The sequence below is a fragment of the Novosphingobium album (ex Liu et al. 2023) genome, assembly GCF_029076845.1.
Taxonomy (GTDB): domain Bacteria; phylum Pseudomonadota; class Alphaproteobacteria; order Sphingomonadales; family Sphingomonadaceae; genus Novosphingobium.
In genome coordinates this window covers 60,592-77,599 of record NZ_JARESE010000098.1, presented here as the reverse complement: position 1 = coordinate 77,599, position 17,008 = coordinate 60,592, and the positions used below count along the sequence as shown (strand labels likewise).

Genomic DNA, 17,008 nt, shown 5'->3' with positions numbered 1-17,008 from the left:
GCAACGCTGATGAGCGCCCTTCATCATCACTTTGGCGATAACGTATCGATTGAAGGGGCGGATGCCGGGCTGCATATCGTCGCATGGCTCAGGGGAATCGGGCGATCCAGCGAGGATGCTCTGTTGACAGAGGCCAAACGAGAAGGAATCGGCATCCATCCGGTTTCGCCGCTCTATCATTCCGGCACGACCAGCAGCCTTCCCGACTATGTCGGCTTGCTCATGGGGTATTCGGCGCTCGAACCGCAGCAGATCAGAGGCGGAGTGGAACTGCTTGCGAAAGCTGTTGCCAGGGTGCGAGCCTGACGTCGCTTCCCGAAGCCAGGCCACTCAACGACACCCGCCAATCCGTCAACGGACCTAAACTGGTCCAGCTCGATCGTCAGAACGTCTCACGATGCTAGCTTCATGAGCACCAGGCCGCTGACGATCAAGACGGCCGCAAGAATACGCATCGGACTGGCAACCTCGCCCAGCACAAGGATTCCGACGACGAAAGCACCGACGGCACCAATCCCGGTCCAGATCGTATAGGCCGTGCCGAGCGGAAGGGATCGCAAGGCGAAGGACAGCAACCCGAAGCTGGCGATCATGGCGATGATCGTGATCGACGAGTAGGTCAGGCGCGTGAATCCGTCCGACAGCTTCATGGTGTAAGCCCAGACGACTTCGAGCAATCCCGCGACGAGCAAATAAACCCAAGCCATATTGGAACACCATCTATATGGACAGGGCCGCTCCGCAACTACAGGCATCTGGTGCCCCCTTCGATGATACGCTCCTTGCCCATCTTCCCCCCCCCCATGGGCTGGGCACACATCAGCTTGACGGGTGATTATCTCTGGTAATGGGCAAACCTGCTTTCCCGAGATGAGTTCTGTCCCCTCAACGATCCGATGGCTCGCCTCAAACTCGTCGCATGGCCAATGTTCATACTATGTCCGACAAATTGCTGTTTGGCGCACAAACCTTGAGGCGGCGCCCGAGACGTGCAAGACGACGGCCGGTTCGGCAGCGCGGGCCCAGATCGCGACTGTTCATGCCTCGAGCAGTTGAAGCTTCTGAGCCTGCCCGATCACCCGCCGCACACCCTCCGCCGACCATGCCAGCCCCCCCCGCGGCGTCGGCTCACGCAGATCGCGCGTCAGCCAGGAGGCGATCTCCCGCAATGAAGAATCGGGATGTGTCTTCAGACGATCCGCGACAAGCCGTGCGACCCGCGTATCAGGTGGCAGGCGGGGTGCGGGTTCGAGGATCGATGCATCGGCATATCCTGCCCGGACCAGCGTCCGGCACGCTTTCACGAGCGTTCGTTCGCTGAACGAGCGCACCGGCGGCGTGATGGCGCGTATTTGTCTCAGGACCAGCGCCCAGGGGAGATGTGGTCGCAATCTTGTCACTGTCGGGAGCCATCGCTGGCGACCATCGACGAGCTCGTGAAGATGGCGCAGCTTGAGGCTGCGGCGAATTTCGGAGATCGCAACCGGGTCGCGGGCGCGCATCTTGGGATTGCCCGGTCTGGCGCCGCGCGCGACCGCCGCCTTGAGCCCCGCCCTCGTCCGCTCGCGGATCAGCGCTCTTTCGAACTCGGCGAACGCGCCGAGCATCTGGGTCATCAACATGCCCTGAGCGCTCGACGTGTCGATCGGATCGTTGATCGAGCGGAAGTAGGCCCCCTTCCCCCTCAAGGTTTCGACGATCTCGAGCAGATGCGAAAGCGATCGGGCCAGACGGTCGATCCGAACGACCAGCAGCGTATCCCCCGGGCCCACCCGTTCGAGCGCCCGCGCCAGGTTCGGCCGATCACGGCTGCCACCGCTCGCCTTGTCCTCGACGACCAGCGTGCAGCCCTCGGCGCGCAAGGCGCTGAGCTGGGCCGCGGTGTCCTGCTCGTCGGTCGAGACACGGGCGTAGCCGATTATCGCCATTTGTCACATCGCATATAATGGGATCATCCGAACGGTTGTTCCCATGTGATATAATCCCGGTGAGGGATTGACCAGCCCCGATCGCCGCCTTGGCCGCAGGGCCGGCGGAACGCGCTGCCATGAGGACAGTGCGAAGGAGGCCTCAACCGCCCTCGCGCCCAACCAGCCCCTTTGAGCCAGGAATGAGGGAAATCAGCCGAATTTTTGATCGCTTCGACCCAGTCCACGGAGCTGGACGCCGTTTGCGCGCCGCGGCGCTGCCGTCATCGATGCTCGATCCGCTGGCGCACCAACGGCTCAATTGCCCCGCGATCGAGAGCACTTTCATGAAGCAGGGGCGACAGAATCTACGCATCCCAGCATCCCGTACCAACCAAGTTGACTGAGAATGTCTTTCAGTTAAGAAAATGGCATGGGCGAGAGGCCATCACCCGACCGCTTCGGTCCCGAATACACGCCGGTCATGGTGGCGGCTATCACATCCTGCACAGCCGCGATCGCCCGGCTCGATGCCCGGATTTCCGTAAGTCCGGTCGCATCTGCCTGGGCGCTGCGGGCCGCATGGAGCGGCTATGCGCGGGCGCTCCAACTCCAGGGCGTCGAAGTTGACGAGATCGATGTATTTTCCTGGGGCTGCAGCCTTCGGATCCCCGGCCGCTCGCTGCGTGCGACGAACCTCGATCAATATGAGCGCTTCGGTCCCTGGCGCGCAGCACTGCAAGCCAAGGACTTGCTGGCGTGGCGCGATGCGCTTCCCATGTCGATCGCTGAGCCGCCTGGCGCGGCGGACCACCCTCCCCTCGTTCGCGCTCTCGATCGCGTGCGCCAGCACGCTAGGATCGATGGAACGATCACACCCTGGCTCGGCCTTCCCTTCGCGCTCCGCGACCAGCGCCTCTCGGCGAGTGCCTTGCCCTGCCTTGGCGGCGGGTCCAAGGCGCTTCGCCTGAAGCGTCGGCCTGACGTTACCGATTGGCTGTCGACGGTGCGGTCGCTGGAAGCATCGGCCTTAAAGGGCTTCTCGCGCCTCGATCAACTCGAACGGCTCTACCGCGCCGCGCAACGTGCGATCTCCGACGAGTACCGTCCGGGCGCCCTGCCCTCGCTGGTCGCGCTGAGCTGTCACAGGCCGCTACTGTCTCCGCAGTCGGTATCCGAAACGCTCGGTATGAGCATCGCCGGTGCCAGCAAACTGCTCGAGCGAACAGCTGCGACCGGTCTCCTGGTCGAGATTACTCAGCGGCGGACGTGGCGGCTGTTCCTGGCGTCAGACCTGGCGGTCGACTTCGGCTATGCGGCGCCCAAGCGAGGGCGTCCGAAAGCGGAGCCCCCTCCCCTCCCCGCGACCGGCGGTCTCGTGGCGGTCTTCGATGCGTTCGATGAGGAGATGTCCGCGATCGACGACCTTCTTCGGCGCGTCTCCGGGAACGACTGACCTGCAGCCCACCTGCGGCGCCCTTTTGCCCCCGGACGGAAGTTTGACATTCAAGCCGTTGCCGTAAAGCTCGCACATGAGGTCAAGCAGTGGTTGATCGGGGCCAGCGGCGGGCGGGCAGCCCTGTTCCCCCCTTGGTACTCATGTAGCCTTGCTGTTACGTTCGTGGCAGTCAATGCCGGGATGGAAGCGATTGGTCGGCGGCCATCGTTCGTACAAGTCTTCGAGACTTGAGCACTGCCATCAGCGGACCGTGGGACCAAAGTTGGAGCCTGACGAGCTCTCTGCGACCTCGAACGCGTTGAAAATGTTGCGTTCGGCGCGATCCCGACTCGGAAAAGCACGCCTCCAGGAAGCCCATACAGCCCGATTCCGAAGCTTCTGGGTGCCGTAGGCTATCCGAGCCGGATATGGCGCTCAGAACGCCTCTGCGGGGCATTCTGAGGTATTTCGCGCTTTGTTCTCCTGTTTTGGGTCGTTGTGGCCGGATTGTGGGCTAACCTTGGAAGCAATTGCTGGCATGCCGGGCCCTGATCGGCTCGCGGCCGTCGGCGGGCGGTTATCCTGAGATGCAACCGGTTGCGGTATGCGAGTCGGCGTCCGTGATGGCACCGTGAAACGAGTTCAGCGAGGACCGGATTGGGTTCGGGAACCGAGCGACATATGATTCCGTCCTTCTTTCACTCTAAAATTCTTCAAAGAGAGGAAGCGCCGCAGGCGGCGTTAATCTCTTTAGAGAATAGGATAAAAAGTTAGGCTGTGGATCATGCATTTGCGACTCGCGGATTCATCACGAGTCGGGTGATCGAGCCCGTTCCCATTATACCGTTCCGGCGTTCCTGAAATACCCTGACAGCCGTTCCCGATGAACCGTGATTCGGTTCCTTATGTACCGTGCCGTGTTCCTGAAATACCGTGCTCTCCCTTGCTTTCGGGCTGTCCCTCCCAATGTGGTAAAACGCGTTTTACTCGCTCCAATCCGGCGGGTTTCCGTGCTTTTCAGCCTATTTAGACCATTTTGCGCGATGCTGATACCCTCGGAGATCGACCGGCCTGCGTCGCGCTTAAAAGGAACGAGGAACTGACTGGCGCCGCCGTTCGGATTCCTCCGAGACTCGGCAACGGTCCTTTAGGAACGGCTCTCGCGCGCAGCATCGCGGAACCGCAAATTCATGAGCTTTCCGCCGACGAAAGCGGGGAACCGGTCGCCGAAGGACTGCAATTTCCGTGGGTCTGCGGGCGATTGCGATCGGTGCAGACGGTACATTGAGAACGGGGCCCGGATCGGCGCTCAACCTCATGCCAAGTTCTCCGGGCGATCCCGACTTCGCCGGCCCGCCAACCTGACACGGTATTTCAGGAACGGCAGCCTTCGCCCAGGAGGCGGCGAGCTGGCTCTCCCCTCCCCTGCCCTCCGTCCATTGCCCTTCTTCCGCCCTGATATCGCTCGTCACGCGCGTATGAGCCCGGCCAGCCCCCTGAACGCAGACCTTCCGGTTGGGCGTTCCTCAAATACCGTGGGGGGTGCGTCCGCGCGCACCTCTCATTCGATCGGGAGATCTGATGGACCGTGCAGATCGGTGGTTTGCCGACTAATCTGCTTGAGGAACGCGGAATATGCCGTCTCAGCAGCTTCGGCATAGGACGAAGAGAGCCGCAGGTCGGGATCCGCACATCGAACGCGGTACTTCAGGAACGGACAACTTGGGGCGGGACGTTTGGCTGGGCTAAGTTGCTTGGCACTGCGGCTACGGCCAGGCAACGCCCCCGCAGAGTATTCCCGGGGGGAAGATGTGCGCGTGGCGCGATCAGCTCGCGGGGCGCTGCTTCGAGCAGAACGTCGCGAATATTTGGGTGATATTCTTCGCGTCGAACGCGATTTCACGTTGGCGCAGGAAGCTGCGGAAATCGTCACCGACGAGGCCATGATCCCTTTGTGGGCTCGGCAGATTGGCTCGAGCAATCGCGCCGAATGCCGAGTGCGAGATATGGCCGCTCGAGGGGAACGCGATCAGCGGCTCGTCAGGGGTCTTTTCCTTGGCTGCAGGAGCCGCGGGGAGGGCAGGGGAGGGCTTGCCTTCATCCGATGATCCGCGATCGCGCCGGGTCATGCGCAGCAGCGGCTCGGCGTCGTCACGCAGTTCGATATCCAGTGAATAGCCCGGAAGATCGTTCTCCCTGGCAATCTTGGTCATCTCGAATTTGAAGCGGCGGTAGTCGCCTTCCGCTCCGGATTTTTCGAAGAGCGTAGGCATTGAAATGGCGAAGCCATCATTGCCTGCTCCGCCCGCATGCTTGCGTGCCACCCGGTACAGCCAGCGTTCGCGGCCGCCCGTCAGCGAGAAATAGGCCGGGTCGATGGCAAGGACGCCGCCTTCCATCAGGACGCCTTCGTAGAACCACTTGGCGAGGGTGATCCGCATCCCGCGCACATTGCCGGCTCGATCCTTGAGCTGGCTATGGCTGTCGATCCAGGAAAAGGTCGTTTCAACTGCATCACCCGATCGGATATTCGTCTTCACCGTGGTCGATTGCAGGCGGTCGAGCGCATTTCCCAGGAGATCGTAGGCGCGTCCGCCAACCTCGCGCTTGAGCGTCTTGAGCATATCGTATGGAACGACGTGCAGCGTCTGAGGGATGTCGTTGGTGCCGCGCCGCTTGTGCTCGATCAGGACCGACGCGCAGTAGATCAGGATATCCAGATCGTAGATCGTTGCGAGGCCATATTCGGAGTTGGCGGAGACGTGGACGGTTATCTTGCGATCGGGACTGACATAGTCGATCGGCTTGAGCCGCTTGCGCTTGGACAGCGAGAAAAAGGGCCGCTCCATCGTCTCGCGCTGGTCCCGGAGAGGAAGCGCGGTCAGCTGAGGGAGGAAGAGGTCGACCTGACCGTCTTCGCGGTGATCCTGTTGCATTTCGTGTCCCGCGCCGCCGGTAAAACGCATTTTACCGATAGCTAACTAATTGAAAATAAAGGCGTATTGTAAGTTTCCATTCAATTCCGGCTGAACTTCGCACCCTCAATCGCGGGGCGTAGCGCTTCGAGGATCTCGTCGACCGAGGCAGCGCCCTTGGGATTGATGTTGATGGTAATACCCTTGGCCCGGGTATCGGCGATGACCTGGCCGATCTCCTTGCCGGAGGCCGCCGTCAGTGCCGGCTTTGCTCGGGCGAGAGGCTTCCTCGACGTCGCAGGGGACGTTGCGGCCGCGGCCAGGCGTTCGCAGACCTTGATGCCCTCGATCTTGTCGCTGCCGGCGTCCTTGAGCGCTTGCTGCTCTGCATGGAGCGCCAGGGCGGCCGAGACGATAGCGTCACGGTGCTGCTCGTTCTTCAGCAAGGGGGATAGCCGCATGCCGTGCCGGACCTTGAGGTCTCCGGGCTCGGCAAAAGCCGCGACGACTTCGTCGGGCAGTTCCGCCAGCTGCAGCAGATTGTGGAGATTCTGTTTGGGGATCGCGAGGCGTTCGGCCATTTGTGTGCGGACCCCGTTGTAATAGGCGTCCACGGCGTGCCGGTAATTGCGCGCCCGTTCGAGATCGGTGACGTCCTCGCGCTCGCGATTTTCCAGATCGGCGAGCCTGAACGCGCCCTCGTCGTCGAGGGTTTCGATGCGGGCTACGAGTTCGATCTCGCTATGATTGTTGGAATGCAGCCACGAAACCGAGAAATGCCGGCGTGTGCCGACGATCAGCTCATAAGGATTCTCGGCATTCGGCGTTCGCCGCACCACGACCGGTTCGCGGTTGGTGCCTTCCTCCCGGATGGATTCGATGAGCGAGGCACAGCGTTCATAGCTCAGTGCCTCATGGTCGCGGGCATTGCCCGGCCAAATGGAGCATTCCGAGGGCTTGAGGCGGATCGTCGGGCGCTTGACGGTCCGCGCGATCTCATCGAACGCGATACCACGGCGCTCCAGGAAAGAGGGCGTCGCTGGTTCCTCGGCAGGCTTTTCGCGATCGACCAGCACCTCGGTATCCACCGCGCCGGACAGGGGAGCGGGGGCAGGGGTCGTGCCGATGCTCTCGATGGCGTTCGCCAATAGGCTGCGGCGCTTGCCCCCCGCGCTGCTCATGCCGCCTCCGTCAGTCTATCGGTGCCGACCTGCGCCAACCGCGATGGCCACTGCTTGCAGATATCCTTTTCGATCTCGCGAAACACCATGTTCAGGTTGTCGCGGCACCGCGTGTAGGTCTGGTGAGACCCATAGGGCTTGTTGATCTCGTAGATCGACGACATCGACAGGCCGGCATTCTTGATCTCTTCGGACAGGAGGATCGGCGTCGATAGCATCTGGCCGGCGTAGGTCTTCTCCATGACCTGGAGCATCTGCGCCTCATTGGTCCGGCTGGGCTGGAACATGGTGCAGACGACGCGAATGAAGCCGTAGTCGATCGAAGTATCGAACTTCGAGACGAGTTCCATGGCTTCCCGGCAGGTCTGCATGAAATGGATCGTCGAGAGATAGTCGAGCTGCCGGGCCGGAACGGGGATCAGCAACCCGTCGGCCGCCGTCAGGGTGTTCACGCCCAGAAAGCCCATCGCCGGGGGAGGATCGAGGATCACGACGTCATAGTCGTACCGGATTTCCTCGAGCCCGATCCGCAACATGCGGAACGCCCCGGCAATCGCCGTCGGGCCTTCCTCGATCGTTGCGGTGAGTTCCCACTCGGTATCCTGCAGACCGAGGTTGGCGGGACAGATGTCGATGTTGGGCCAGGCGGTCTTCTGGATCGTCTTGCGCAGCGAATCAGCCTCATCGATACGCGGCGACAGGAAGTTCGAGAGCGTATGCGTCTCATCCACCAATGCTTCGAGATTGACGTCGAACATGACGCTCATCGATGCCTGGGGATCGCAATCGACCACCAGAACCCGGTATCCGCGCAAGGCGAGATAGTCGGCCAGATGCTTGCCGGTCGTCGATTTACTGACGCCGCCCTTGAAATTCTGTACAGCCACGACGACGGCGCGTTCCGACGGCAATTTGCCCATCTTGATGCCGAGAGTCTCGCGAATCGCGATCAGGTCTTCGACCGTGTAGAACCGGCGCCCGTTGGCAGCCGTTTTGGGGGCGGGGAGGCGGCCCCGGGCCTCGGCCTTGGAAAGCGCCTCGGGCGTCCGGCCGAGAAATTCTGCAGCGACGGTCGCGCCCATGGAAATGTTCAGTGTTTTGCGATCGGAGGGATCGATGGCGGCCTGCCGCAGGACAGTCTTGGCATTCTCGCACGAGGTAATCATCGCATCGAGAATTTGACCCGACAGCATGGGCATGTCCCCTTTATGAACCCAAACCGGCCATGGTTCGTGAAAAATGCCGCATAATGGCCCCTAATCCCGGACAGCTATGCCAAAAGGCGCTTGGTTAGTCAAATGGGGTGACCGAACCCGTCGCACTCAAGGACAGATGTCCTCGCCGGCACCGAGTCCCGGACCGTTCCGTACAGTGGCAATTCACCTACAAGCCCAGCCAAAAATCAAGACGAGTCGGGCAAACGCACCAGTATGCGGGAGACGTTATCCGCAATTTCTGTTCAACCGGGAAGGTAGAGGCGGCGCCAATTCATCGCGGCGCGAATCGCCTCGCTGATAATCGATACGCCGAGGGTATCCGAGCCCAGATCTAAACTCTCGGCGAATCGATGTCATCCGGGACTGTTCATTGGCTCCAGGCACGGATGTCCCCCCAACAACTCAACCAGAAGGCCCCAGCGGAATCAGAAGGAGGCGTCCGCAAGCATAAAGGCAAGGGGGGAGGGCGGGCGGCGAAAGGAACATGCCATGGCCCTCGTCGTACTCAAGCCTTCCCAGGACCTCGTCGATCTCGTCGGTTCACTCGGCGGAACCTGGCACGGACGGACCGCCATGTGCCTGTGCCCCGTGCATGCCGACCGTACGCCCAGCCTATCCATTCGCCAGGGCAACCGGGGTATCCTCGTTACCTGCTTCGCTGGATGCGACCGCGAGGACATTTTGCGAGAGCTGCAACGCGTGCCGAGCCGGGGCCGGTTCGCTTACACGGACCGCGAGGGAGGCCAGACCGGCAACGCGACACGTCTATGGGATGAGGGACTTCCCGTGGAGGGCACGTTGGCCGAACGTTATCTCGCGATCAGGCATCTCTGGCCGATCACTGAGGATCTGCGATTTCATCCGCGCTGCCCCTATCGGCCGAAACCCTGGACCACCTATCATCCCGCCTTGCTGGTCGCGGTTCGCGAAGGCCTTCGTCTCACAGCAGTCCAGCGCATCTTTCTGGATCCTTCGACGGCGCGCTATCGCATGAAGCTCATGCTTGGCCGGCCAGCCAGAGGTGCCTGGCGAGGAGGCGGGCAGGGAAGGGGCATCCTCGCGCTGGCCGAAGGCTTCGAGACGGCGCGTGCTTTCACAATGCTCCGCGAACTTCCGTGCTGGGCGAGCCTGGGCGCCAAGCGTCTCGACCAGATTCTCCTGCCGCCAGGCCTCACGTCGCTCATTCTCGCCGTGGACAATGATGCCGAAGGGGAGCGGGCTGCGGACCGTGCGACAGCGCGCTATTCCCGGCCCGGCCTGACGATCGCACGCGAGGCGCCTGCTGGACACAAGGACTGGGCCGAAGCCCTCGAGGCCGCAATCGGCGCCGGGGCTGACCACAAGCCGCCAAGCGTTTAGCGCCGCCGGGTCTGCGGCGATCGTCCACCCGGATCGTCGGTGGCAAATCGCACGAAGCGCATCCGATCTGTCTCAGCCTCCCGATTGGCTCCGCGCACCTTCAGGAGGTCTTGCCGCGAGAGAATACCGACGACCCGGTGCGTGTGGCGTTCGACAATCGGGATCCGTCCTATTCCGGTAGCGATGATGAGGTCCGCAACGGCCCCCGACGGCGTATCGGGATAGGCCAGCGGCTGAGCCGCATCGGAGATCGCATCGCTGAGCGTTGTGTCGGCGTTGCTCCGGTCGGCCCGCCAGCGCAGCGCCTCGGTGCGCGACACCAGTCCCAACAGACGACCCTCGTCATCGACCACAGGATAGCTGCGGTGGCCGGCATCGTTCGTGAAAAAGGATACCGCCTCGCCAACGGTCATCGTGCCGGGCAGCGTTTCGGGGGAGGGGGTCATGATCTGGCCGGCCTGAAGCAGATCGAGCGCGTCGACGGCATATTCCTGCAGGACATGGCGTCCGCGCCGGGCGATCTTTTCGGTGAGGATCGACCGGCGCATCAGCAGGACACTGATGGCATAGGCGCCGGCTGCGGCAACGATGGTGCAGGGCAGGGCCTGAAAATGTCCGGTTAGCTCGGCGGCAAAGATCGCACCGGTCATCGGCGCGCGCATGGCTCCGCTCATGATCCCGGCCATCCCGACCATCGCCCAGAAGCCGGCGTCGCCGGGCAGGAACTGGCCCAACAGGAACCCCGCCGCGCCGCCCAGGATAAGAAGCGGCGCCAGGACACCCCCCGATGTGCCCGAACCCAGCGCGACCAGCCATACCACCGCCTTGACGACGAGAAGGGCAACCACGACCCTGAGCGCCAATGCGCCGTTCAGAAGCGCCTCGATGCTGGCATAGCCCGCGCCGAGTACATGCGCGTCGATCAGGCCGCCGAGCCCGACGACGACCGCTCCGAGAGCCGGCCACCACATCCAATGGAGGGGAAGCTTGTGGAACGCGTCCTCGACCCGGTAGAGCAGGGTCGACAGCAGCGTCGCTTCCAGACCGACGACCAGGCCGATAGCCGCGGAGGCGAGCAGGGCCGTGCCCGTCACCGGCATGATCGCGGCCATCGGGAACATGGGACCGGTCCCGATGAGGTAGGGGCGCCAGGCAAAGGCGACCATCGCCGCCACGACAACCGGCACGAAACTGCGCGGTTTCCATTCGAACAGGAGAACCTCGACGGCGAGCAGAATAGCGGCGAGCGGGGTCCCGAATATCGCCGTCATGCCGGCGGCGGCGCCGGCGACGAGAAGGGTTTTGCGTTCCGCGGCGCTGAGGTGAAAGCACTGCGCGAACAAGGAGCCGATGGCGCCGCCGGTCATGATGATCGGCCCCTCTGCCCCAAAGGGGCCGCCGCTGCCGATCGATACCGCCGAGGACAGCGGCTTGAGCAAAGCAACCTTGAGCGACAGGCGACTTTCCCCGAACAGGATCGTCTCTATAGCCTCCGGAATGCCATGACCCCGGATCTTCTCGGATCCGAAGCGCGCCATCAGGCCGACGATGAGGCTGCCGATGACCGGTATGACTATCACCAGAAATCCTACCGAAGCGTCGGTGATGAGGACGTTCTGTGCGGACAGCCGGCCGAACCAGAAGAGGTTGGTGGCGATGGCGATGAGCTTTACGAGAATCCATGCTCCGGCCGCGCCGCCTGTACCCACGACCAGCGCCATCGCCGCCAGGAGAGGCATTCTCAAATCTACATTATGGTCGGCAAGGCGATGGCTTTCGATGGCGTGGGCTGGAGTAGGCGGCATAGGCGGGCTGGATCTCTTTGCGGTTGGCTCGAAGTCATTATATCGCGTTACGATATTTATGCGGCGGACGCGATGGTGAAAAAGACTGACCGACCATTGACGGATGCCGACTATCTCGCGCTCGCCGATTTCCGTCACGCCATCCGGCGTTTTCAGGCTTTCAGCGAAACCTGCGCCACCGAAGTCGGTTTGACCCCGCAACAGCATCAGGCGCTTCTGGCCATCCGTGCGGCCGGCGCATCCGAAGCCACAGTCGGCTATGTTGCCGAGCGGCTCATCCTCAAGCCTCACAGCGCCACGGGGCTGGTCGATCGGCTCGAAGCACTTGGCCTCGTCACGCGCCAGGCGGCCGAGCACGATCGCCGCCGGGCGCACCTGCACCTGACAGACCGCGCGTATCAGGTCCTGAGCGAGTTATCCGGCGCGCATCGGGACGAGATCCAGCGGCTCAAGCCCCTGATGTCCGCCATCTTCAAGCAACTGGAGGGCTAGTTCCGCGCCATCCGACCGGACTCGCTGGGAACAGGTGCACTTGTATATATCGTAATACGACATATATTGGCAATGCGGGACTCGGATTGGCGAGGATGCTGCCATGATCCTATTCTCAATCATCGCTCAGGCTCTCGGCCTCGTCGTGGGGAGCATCCTGGCGGCCGCACTGTTTTGCTGGCTGTGCTGGAACGGCCTGAAGCTGGCCCGTCACCCTGAATGGGGCGTTCCTCTCGGCGTGACGGTGCTGCTGCTCACATGCCGCGGTACTATCGCGGCAAGCGAGTTCCTCAGCATGACGCTGGTCATCGTCGTTCTGGCCGCGGCCGTGATGTGGCCGGTCGGCCGTGCCTGGCGGCAGGACCATCATCTATCTCGGCCATAATCAAGGGAGTGCAAAAGTGGCCTATCTCTATCCTGTCATCATCGGCTGCATCGGCGAGGCGCGCGCTCCGAGCCCGGACGAGATCCGGCGCGTAGCCAAACGGGTGCAGCGCGAGATCTATCCAGGTCAGGTGATCGATGCCCCCTTGCGCCGTCACATCGTGCGGATCGCACTTGCCGCTCTGCGGTGACACAGCGGATGAAAGCCTGGCTGCGGGCTTTGTCCCCCGACATGCAGAATTGACCTAACGGCGGCCAGCTTCGGGCGGACGCTCGAAAGCTTAGGGCAGGGGGATAGGTTCTTGGTGGTCCGGAACGAAGGCCCCGCCCGCTCGCTGACACTGCTGCTCGATATCGCCGAAACCAAAACCTTTCCACGGGTAGATAGAACCTCTGTGGAACGCCTATCGGGCAACAAAGCCTATTCCAGCTAGGCCCTTAAGCGTCGTCATGCTTCGAGGTGCTGCTACTGACGTCATCGTCGTGCCCGCTCTTGTCGCTAAAGAATGCCAGCGCGAATAACCCGCACCCTAGCAACACTGAAATAAAGACACCCAAAACAGTCGCAATTACAGCGTGCGTGCTCCACGCCCCCATTGCCCGAATATAAAGCAGGGATCCGATAACCATAAGCAATCCGAGAAATGCGATCCACTTGATCATTCGTTTGAACTCTTTTCTGGCCTGCTCCTTTCGGCGTATATCGTTCATATGATATCTCCATTATAACAAAGACCTATAATATATTTGCCATTCATATACACGATATCATGGATTACATAATGTAAGCGGCCGATCTCATGAATTAATCGCTGGGTCGATCAAGGTCTCACTTTCGTCGAATACTTTGGGTGACGGCCATGCCAATCCTCAAATTGACCAGACGCCAGGGCCCAAAAAAGGCGGCAGGGCTGCCGATGCCAAGGAGTAGCGGCGTCGCGCTCAGGACGATATGATGGCCCGGGCCCGTCTTTTCCATCACTTATCCCCCAGCGGAAAATGCGGCAGGACATATTCCTTCAGTTCCTGAAGAAGCGCCTCGACCGGACGGCGGTTCGGCTGAGGTTCAGCGCTCGGCAAAATGGGTGCAGCGCGAGTCCGTCCATGCCAGGTGAGCGATGCGCCCCTGCGGCGCCACTCGTACAGGTCGCACTTGCCGCTCCGCGGCGACATAGCGGATGATGGCCTGCCGGCGGTCAGCTGGGTCGAGTCGGCGAAACCAGGCGCTCAACTGCCGCAAGGAGCGCCTCATTCTTGTAAGGTTTGTCGAACACGGCTTGGAAATATTCCGGTCGCTCTCGGGCAATCCCGCCTCGAGCACCGCTGACGAGAATGATGGGCATATCCGATATGCTCTCGTCCGAACGTACGGCTTCGGCAAGTTCCAGTCCGGTCATGATGGGCATCATGAAATCGGTAATGATGAGGGTGGGCTGTTCTTCCTTTATCCTGTCGAGCGCGACCTGACCGTTCGGCGCCGTCTCAACCTTGTAGCCTTCGTCCTCCAGAATGTCGGCGAGCATCATGGCGAGCAGAAATTCATCATCGACCACAAGGATAAATGCCATGGTTGAAGCCCCCCGCTCAGCTCGCCCCCGCTCAGCCGGTCGGCGTTTGAGGATGTGCGGGAGTATGGCGCGCGTTCAGCGGCTCGCCGATTTTCAATCCGCCTTTCGCAAAATCCATCGCGTAAGCGGTTCGATCGAAATCGCTGTCGCGCATTTTCTGGATCGAGATGGACCTGATGAGGCGATGATCCTCCTCGATCTGGCGTAGAAGGATCATGTTATCGAGAATGGCGGAAATTTCCTTTGCTGGAGCGGCGACGTCCGCGCCCACCATCTCGCGGATCTCCCATGACGCCAATATCGTAACACCCAGAAGCCTCAATTGATCCATCAGACCGGCAAAAAATTCGACGAGCCTCGATCGGTGCGCGGCGGCGCGTTCGAAGCCGCCCAGGCCATCGATAAAGAGGCGTTTGATCCGGCGCGACCGAACCTCGTCGAGGAGTGCGTAACCGAGCTGATCAAGAATATTGTCGGCAAGGGGCGTCCACTCAAGGGTGAGAGAAGGATTTCCCTCCTCGGGGAGGGCGATGCCGAGCGCGCGCGCTTTGGCGCGCAAGCGCTGGGGTGTCTCGAAGAAGCCGAAATGAAGGCCCGGCTCCTCACGGCTTGATTGCGAGAGGAAATGAAGCCCGAGCGTGGTCTTGCCGCTCCCCGTCGGGCCGGCGACTAGCGTGACCGAGCCTGCGGGAACGCCGTCGCCGATCAAGGCGTCCAGGTTCGTGATGCCGGTGCTGACCCTTCCCTCCAACGCTGGCGCGTTGGCAACGGCATGATCGACGAGCGCTTCGATGCGGGGGAATACCTGTATTCCGCTAGCCGTGATCTCGAATTTGTGAAGTCCGCCGATGGCTCTGCTGCCGCGCGATTTCCGCACCTGGATCTCGCGTAGCGACCGCACCCCGGTGAGGGTATCGCTCAGTTCGATAACACCGTCGACCATGGTATGTTCGGGACTGTTCTCGGTGACACTCGAGCTTGCCAGGAAAAGGACTGTGCAGCCGACAAAGGCCGCTTGTCCCTGCACTTCAGCTATGAAGGTCTTGACGTCGAAGTCCGACCCGGCGCGATCGCGGGCGTTGAGAAGGCCGTCGAAGACCAGCAGGCTCGCCTTATGCCGCTTCGTTTCCTTACGCAGCAATTTGACGACCGCCTCGAGCCCGTCGTCGCGCAGCGTCTGGAAAACACTGACATAGGCGATCTCGTTTCCCAACTTCTCGCGGTCGAAAAAGGCGAGCGTATCCATCGCCTGAAACAGCCGTTCGTGGCTTTCGGAAAGAAGAGTGACATAGAGAACGCGGCCGCCGCTGGCGGCATGTTCGAACGCGACCTGGTTGGAAAGAATGGTCTTTCCCGCTCCAGGCTGACCTTGGATGATATAGGCTGCGCCCTTTATGAAGCCGCCAGCCAGTATCTGGTCCAGGCCGGGTATCCCGCTAGTGACACGAGATATTTCCTGCATTGGCGGATGCTCCTACGGACGGGAAGGCCGCGCTACTCCTATAACGTGGGCCATGATGAGGAAACCCCAGGCAATGCGCGTCCGAGCGTTACCGATCATTTGCGGGCCGCCGTAACGCTCTCGCCTGGCAGCAAACGTTGCGGCTTCATCGCGTCGTAGTCGATCACGGCTTGTACTACGTTTTGCATGACGAGCATCCGGGACCAGATCGGTGCCGACGTGCGCCGGATCATGACGGCTACGGCATAGGTTCGCCCACTCGGCGAAGTCATTATGCCGATATCGTTGTATCCGGTCTGGACGGCACCGAGCTGCTGGCCGGTGCCTGTCTTGTGAGCGAGCGACCACCCCTCCGACAACCCGCCCTTCAACCGCTTCGGGCCTGTCCGGCTATGCGACATGATCTCGAGCAGGCGCGCCGTCGATGTGGGAGACAGCAGCTCGCCGCGCTGCAGACGCGATAGGGCCCCCACGATCGCGACGGGTCGCGCGCCATCGACCGGATTGGCGATATAGGCATCGAAAGCCGCTTGGCGCCGCGTCAGCGGAACGTTGCTTCGAGCCTGATAAAATGCATTGCCTCTGGAATATTCGGGGCGCCAGGTCAGGGCGGCGATACGGCTCTGCATCTGCCGCTCGCCCGGACCGAAACGGATACCTTCGATATTCTTGGCGGCGAGGAAAGCATGCACGGCGTCGGGTCCGCCGACGGCGCGAAGCACATAGTCATTGCAGGTGTTGTCGCTCTGCTGAAGGGCGCGGGTCAGCAGCCTGTCCAGGGTGGTCCGGTAGCTGCCCGCCGCACGGATCTCGGCGGCGATGGGCTGATGGAACAGCGTCAGGTCCGATGCCTTCAGGATAACTGCGGTCTGGAGGTCCTTCCGGCCCTCGTCCTGTGCATTCAAGGCGGTGAGTGCAACCCAGAACTTGCTGACACTTTGCTGGGGGAAGTACGAGCGCCCGTCGAACTCAACGAGTTCGCCGGTATCCACATCCTGGACGGCGATGCCGATGTCGCCGTTGAACGTGCGACCGAGATTGTCGATCTGATCATCGAGCAAGGTGAGGGGATTGGAGCGGTGCAGCGGCGGTGCGGGATACAGCACTTCGGGCCGCGCAGCCGCCGCTACGTTCGGCGCGGTCAGCGAAGATAGCGCGCCAAAGACCGGCGCGAGAACAGTGGCGCTCCAGCCCGGTGTTGCGATCGCAAGCTTCATTCGCACGCTTGTTCCTCCCTTTTTGTTTTTACAGGTCGTTGCCTCAGGACACCCCGGTTGGAG

General features: G+C 61.6%; 17 protein-coding genes. 6 read left to right on the top strand and 11 right to left on the bottom strand.

Going from position 1 to position 17,008, the window contains the following annotated elements; all coding sequences use genetic code 11:
* Positions 1-9: 9 nt before the first annotated feature.
* Positions 10-306, top strand: coding sequence for a hypothetical protein (locus tag PYV00_RS23825; RefSeq protein WP_275230829.1), 297 nt, complete (start codon positions 10-12; stop codon positions 304-306).
* An 86-nt stretch (positions 307-392) separates the two neighbouring features.
* Here PYV00_RS23825 and PYV00_RS23820 read toward each other — a convergent pair whose 3' ends face one another.
* Both PYV00_RS23820 and PYV00_RS23810 read right to left on the bottom strand, forming a co-directional pair.
* Entirely contained in the window at positions 393-707 is a 315-nt protein-coding gene (locus tag PYV00_RS23820; RefSeq protein ID WP_275230828.1) for a DMT family transporter, read from the bottom strand.
* Positions 708-1,037: 330 nt separating this feature from the next.
* The gene (locus PYV00_RS23810) at positions 1,038-1,928 is read right to left on the bottom strand and encodes a recombinase family protein (RefSeq protein WP_275230827.1); all 891 of its coding nucleotides are present in this window, start codon (positions 1,926-1,928) and stop codon (positions 1,038-1,040) included.
* A 412-nt stretch (positions 1,929-2,340) separates the two neighbouring features.
* Here PYV00_RS23810 and PYV00_RS23805 point away from each other — a divergent pair, with 412 nt between their 5' ends.
* Complete coding sequence (locus PYV00_RS23805) at positions 2,341-3,363, top strand: hypothetical protein (RefSeq protein WP_275230826.1); 1,023 nt, start codon at positions 2,341-2,343, stop codon at positions 3,361-3,363.
* Between the two features lie 1,808 nt (positions 3,364-5,171).
* Here PYV00_RS23805 and PYV00_RS23800 read toward each other — a convergent pair.
* From PYV00_RS23800 to PYV00_RS23790, 3 genes are all read right to left on the bottom strand, one after another.
* A complete protein-coding gene (locus PYV00_RS23800) occupies positions 5,172-6,281 on the bottom strand; it encodes a replication initiator protein A (protein WP_275230848.1) in 1,110 nt (369 codons plus the stop codon).
* 80 nt (positions 6,282-6,361) lie between these two features.
* Entirely contained in the window at positions 6,362-7,441 is a 1,080-nt protein-coding gene (locus tag PYV00_RS23795) for a ParB/RepB/Spo0J family partition protein (protein ID WP_275230825.1), read from the bottom strand.
* Complete coding sequence (locus PYV00_RS23790; RefSeq protein WP_275230824.1) at positions 7,438-8,634, bottom strand: AAA family ATPase; 1,197 nt, start codon at positions 8,632-8,634, stop codon at positions 7,438-7,440. The genes PYV00_RS23795 and PYV00_RS23790 overlap by 4 nt, the downstream gene beginning before the upstream one ends.
* A gap of 513 nt (positions 8,635-9,147) precedes the next feature.
* Between PYV00_RS23790 and PYV00_RS23785 the strand changes: the two genes are divergently transcribed.
* A complete protein-coding gene (locus PYV00_RS23785; RefSeq protein WP_275230823.1) occupies positions 9,148-10,017 on the top strand; it encodes a DUF7146 domain-containing protein in 870 nt (289 codons plus the stop codon).
* Here the strand turns inward: PYV00_RS23785 and PYV00_RS23780 are convergent.
* A complete protein-coding gene (locus tag PYV00_RS23780) occupies positions 10,014-11,822 on the bottom strand; it encodes a chloride channel protein (RefSeq protein WP_275230822.1) in 1,809 nt (602 codons plus the stop codon). The two genes, PYV00_RS23785 and PYV00_RS23780, sit on opposite strands and share 4 nt — an antisense overlap.
* Before the next feature lie 72 nt (positions 11,823-11,894).
* Here PYV00_RS23780 and PYV00_RS23775 point away from each other — a divergent pair, with 72 nt between their 5' ends.
* The 3 genes from PYV00_RS23775 (at position 11,895) to PYV00_RS23765 (ending at position 12,889) form a co-directional block, all read left to right on the top strand.
* On the top strand, positions 11,895-12,314 hold the full coding sequence (locus PYV00_RS23775; RefSeq protein WP_275230821.1) for a MarR family winged helix-turn-helix transcriptional regulator: 420 nt from the start codon (positions 11,895-11,897) through the stop codon (positions 12,312-12,314).
* Between the two features lie 103 nt (positions 12,315-12,417).
* Positions 12,418-12,699: a hypothetical protein gene (locus PYV00_RS23770; RefSeq protein WP_275230820.1), complete on the top strand. Its 282-nt coding sequence runs from the start codon at positions 12,418-12,420 to the stop codon at positions 12,697-12,699.
* 16 nt (positions 12,700-12,715) lie between these two features.
* Positions 12,716-12,889 carry a hypothetical protein gene (locus PYV00_RS23765; protein ID WP_275230819.1) on the top strand — a complete coding sequence of 58 codons (174 nt, stop codon included), beginning with the start codon at positions 12,716-12,718 and terminating at the stop codon, positions 12,887-12,889.
* Positions 12,890-13,136: 247 nt separating this feature from the next.
* On the opposite strand, the gene PYV00_RS23760 is transcribed toward PYV00_RS23765, so the two are convergent.
* The 5 genes from PYV00_RS23760 to PYV00_RS23740 form a co-directional block, all read right to left on the bottom strand.
* Entirely contained in the window at positions 13,137-13,409 is a 273-nt protein-coding gene (locus PYV00_RS23760) for a hypothetical protein (protein WP_275230817.1), read from the bottom strand.
* A 118-nt stretch (positions 13,410-13,527) separates the two neighbouring features.
* Positions 13,528-13,677, bottom strand: a complete 150-nt coding sequence (locus PYV00_RS23755) for a hypothetical protein (protein WP_275230816.1) — start codon at positions 13,675-13,677, stop codon at positions 13,528-13,530.
* Positions 13,678-13,894: 217 nt separating this feature from the next.
* Complete coding sequence (locus tag PYV00_RS23750; RefSeq protein WP_275230815.1) at positions 13,895-14,266, bottom strand: response regulator; 372 nt, start codon at positions 14,264-14,266, stop codon at positions 13,895-13,897.
* Between the two features lie 31 nt (positions 14,267-14,297).
* Entirely contained in the window at positions 14,298-15,728 is a 1,431-nt protein-coding gene (locus PYV00_RS23745) for an ATPase domain-containing protein (protein ID WP_275230814.1), read from the bottom strand.
* 95 nt (positions 15,729-15,823) lie between these two features.
* Entirely contained in the window at positions 15,824-16,945 is a 1,122-nt protein-coding gene (locus PYV00_RS23740; RefSeq protein ID WP_275230813.1) for a serine hydrolase, read from the bottom strand.
* Between the last annotated feature and the right edge of the window lie 63 nt (positions 16,946-17,008).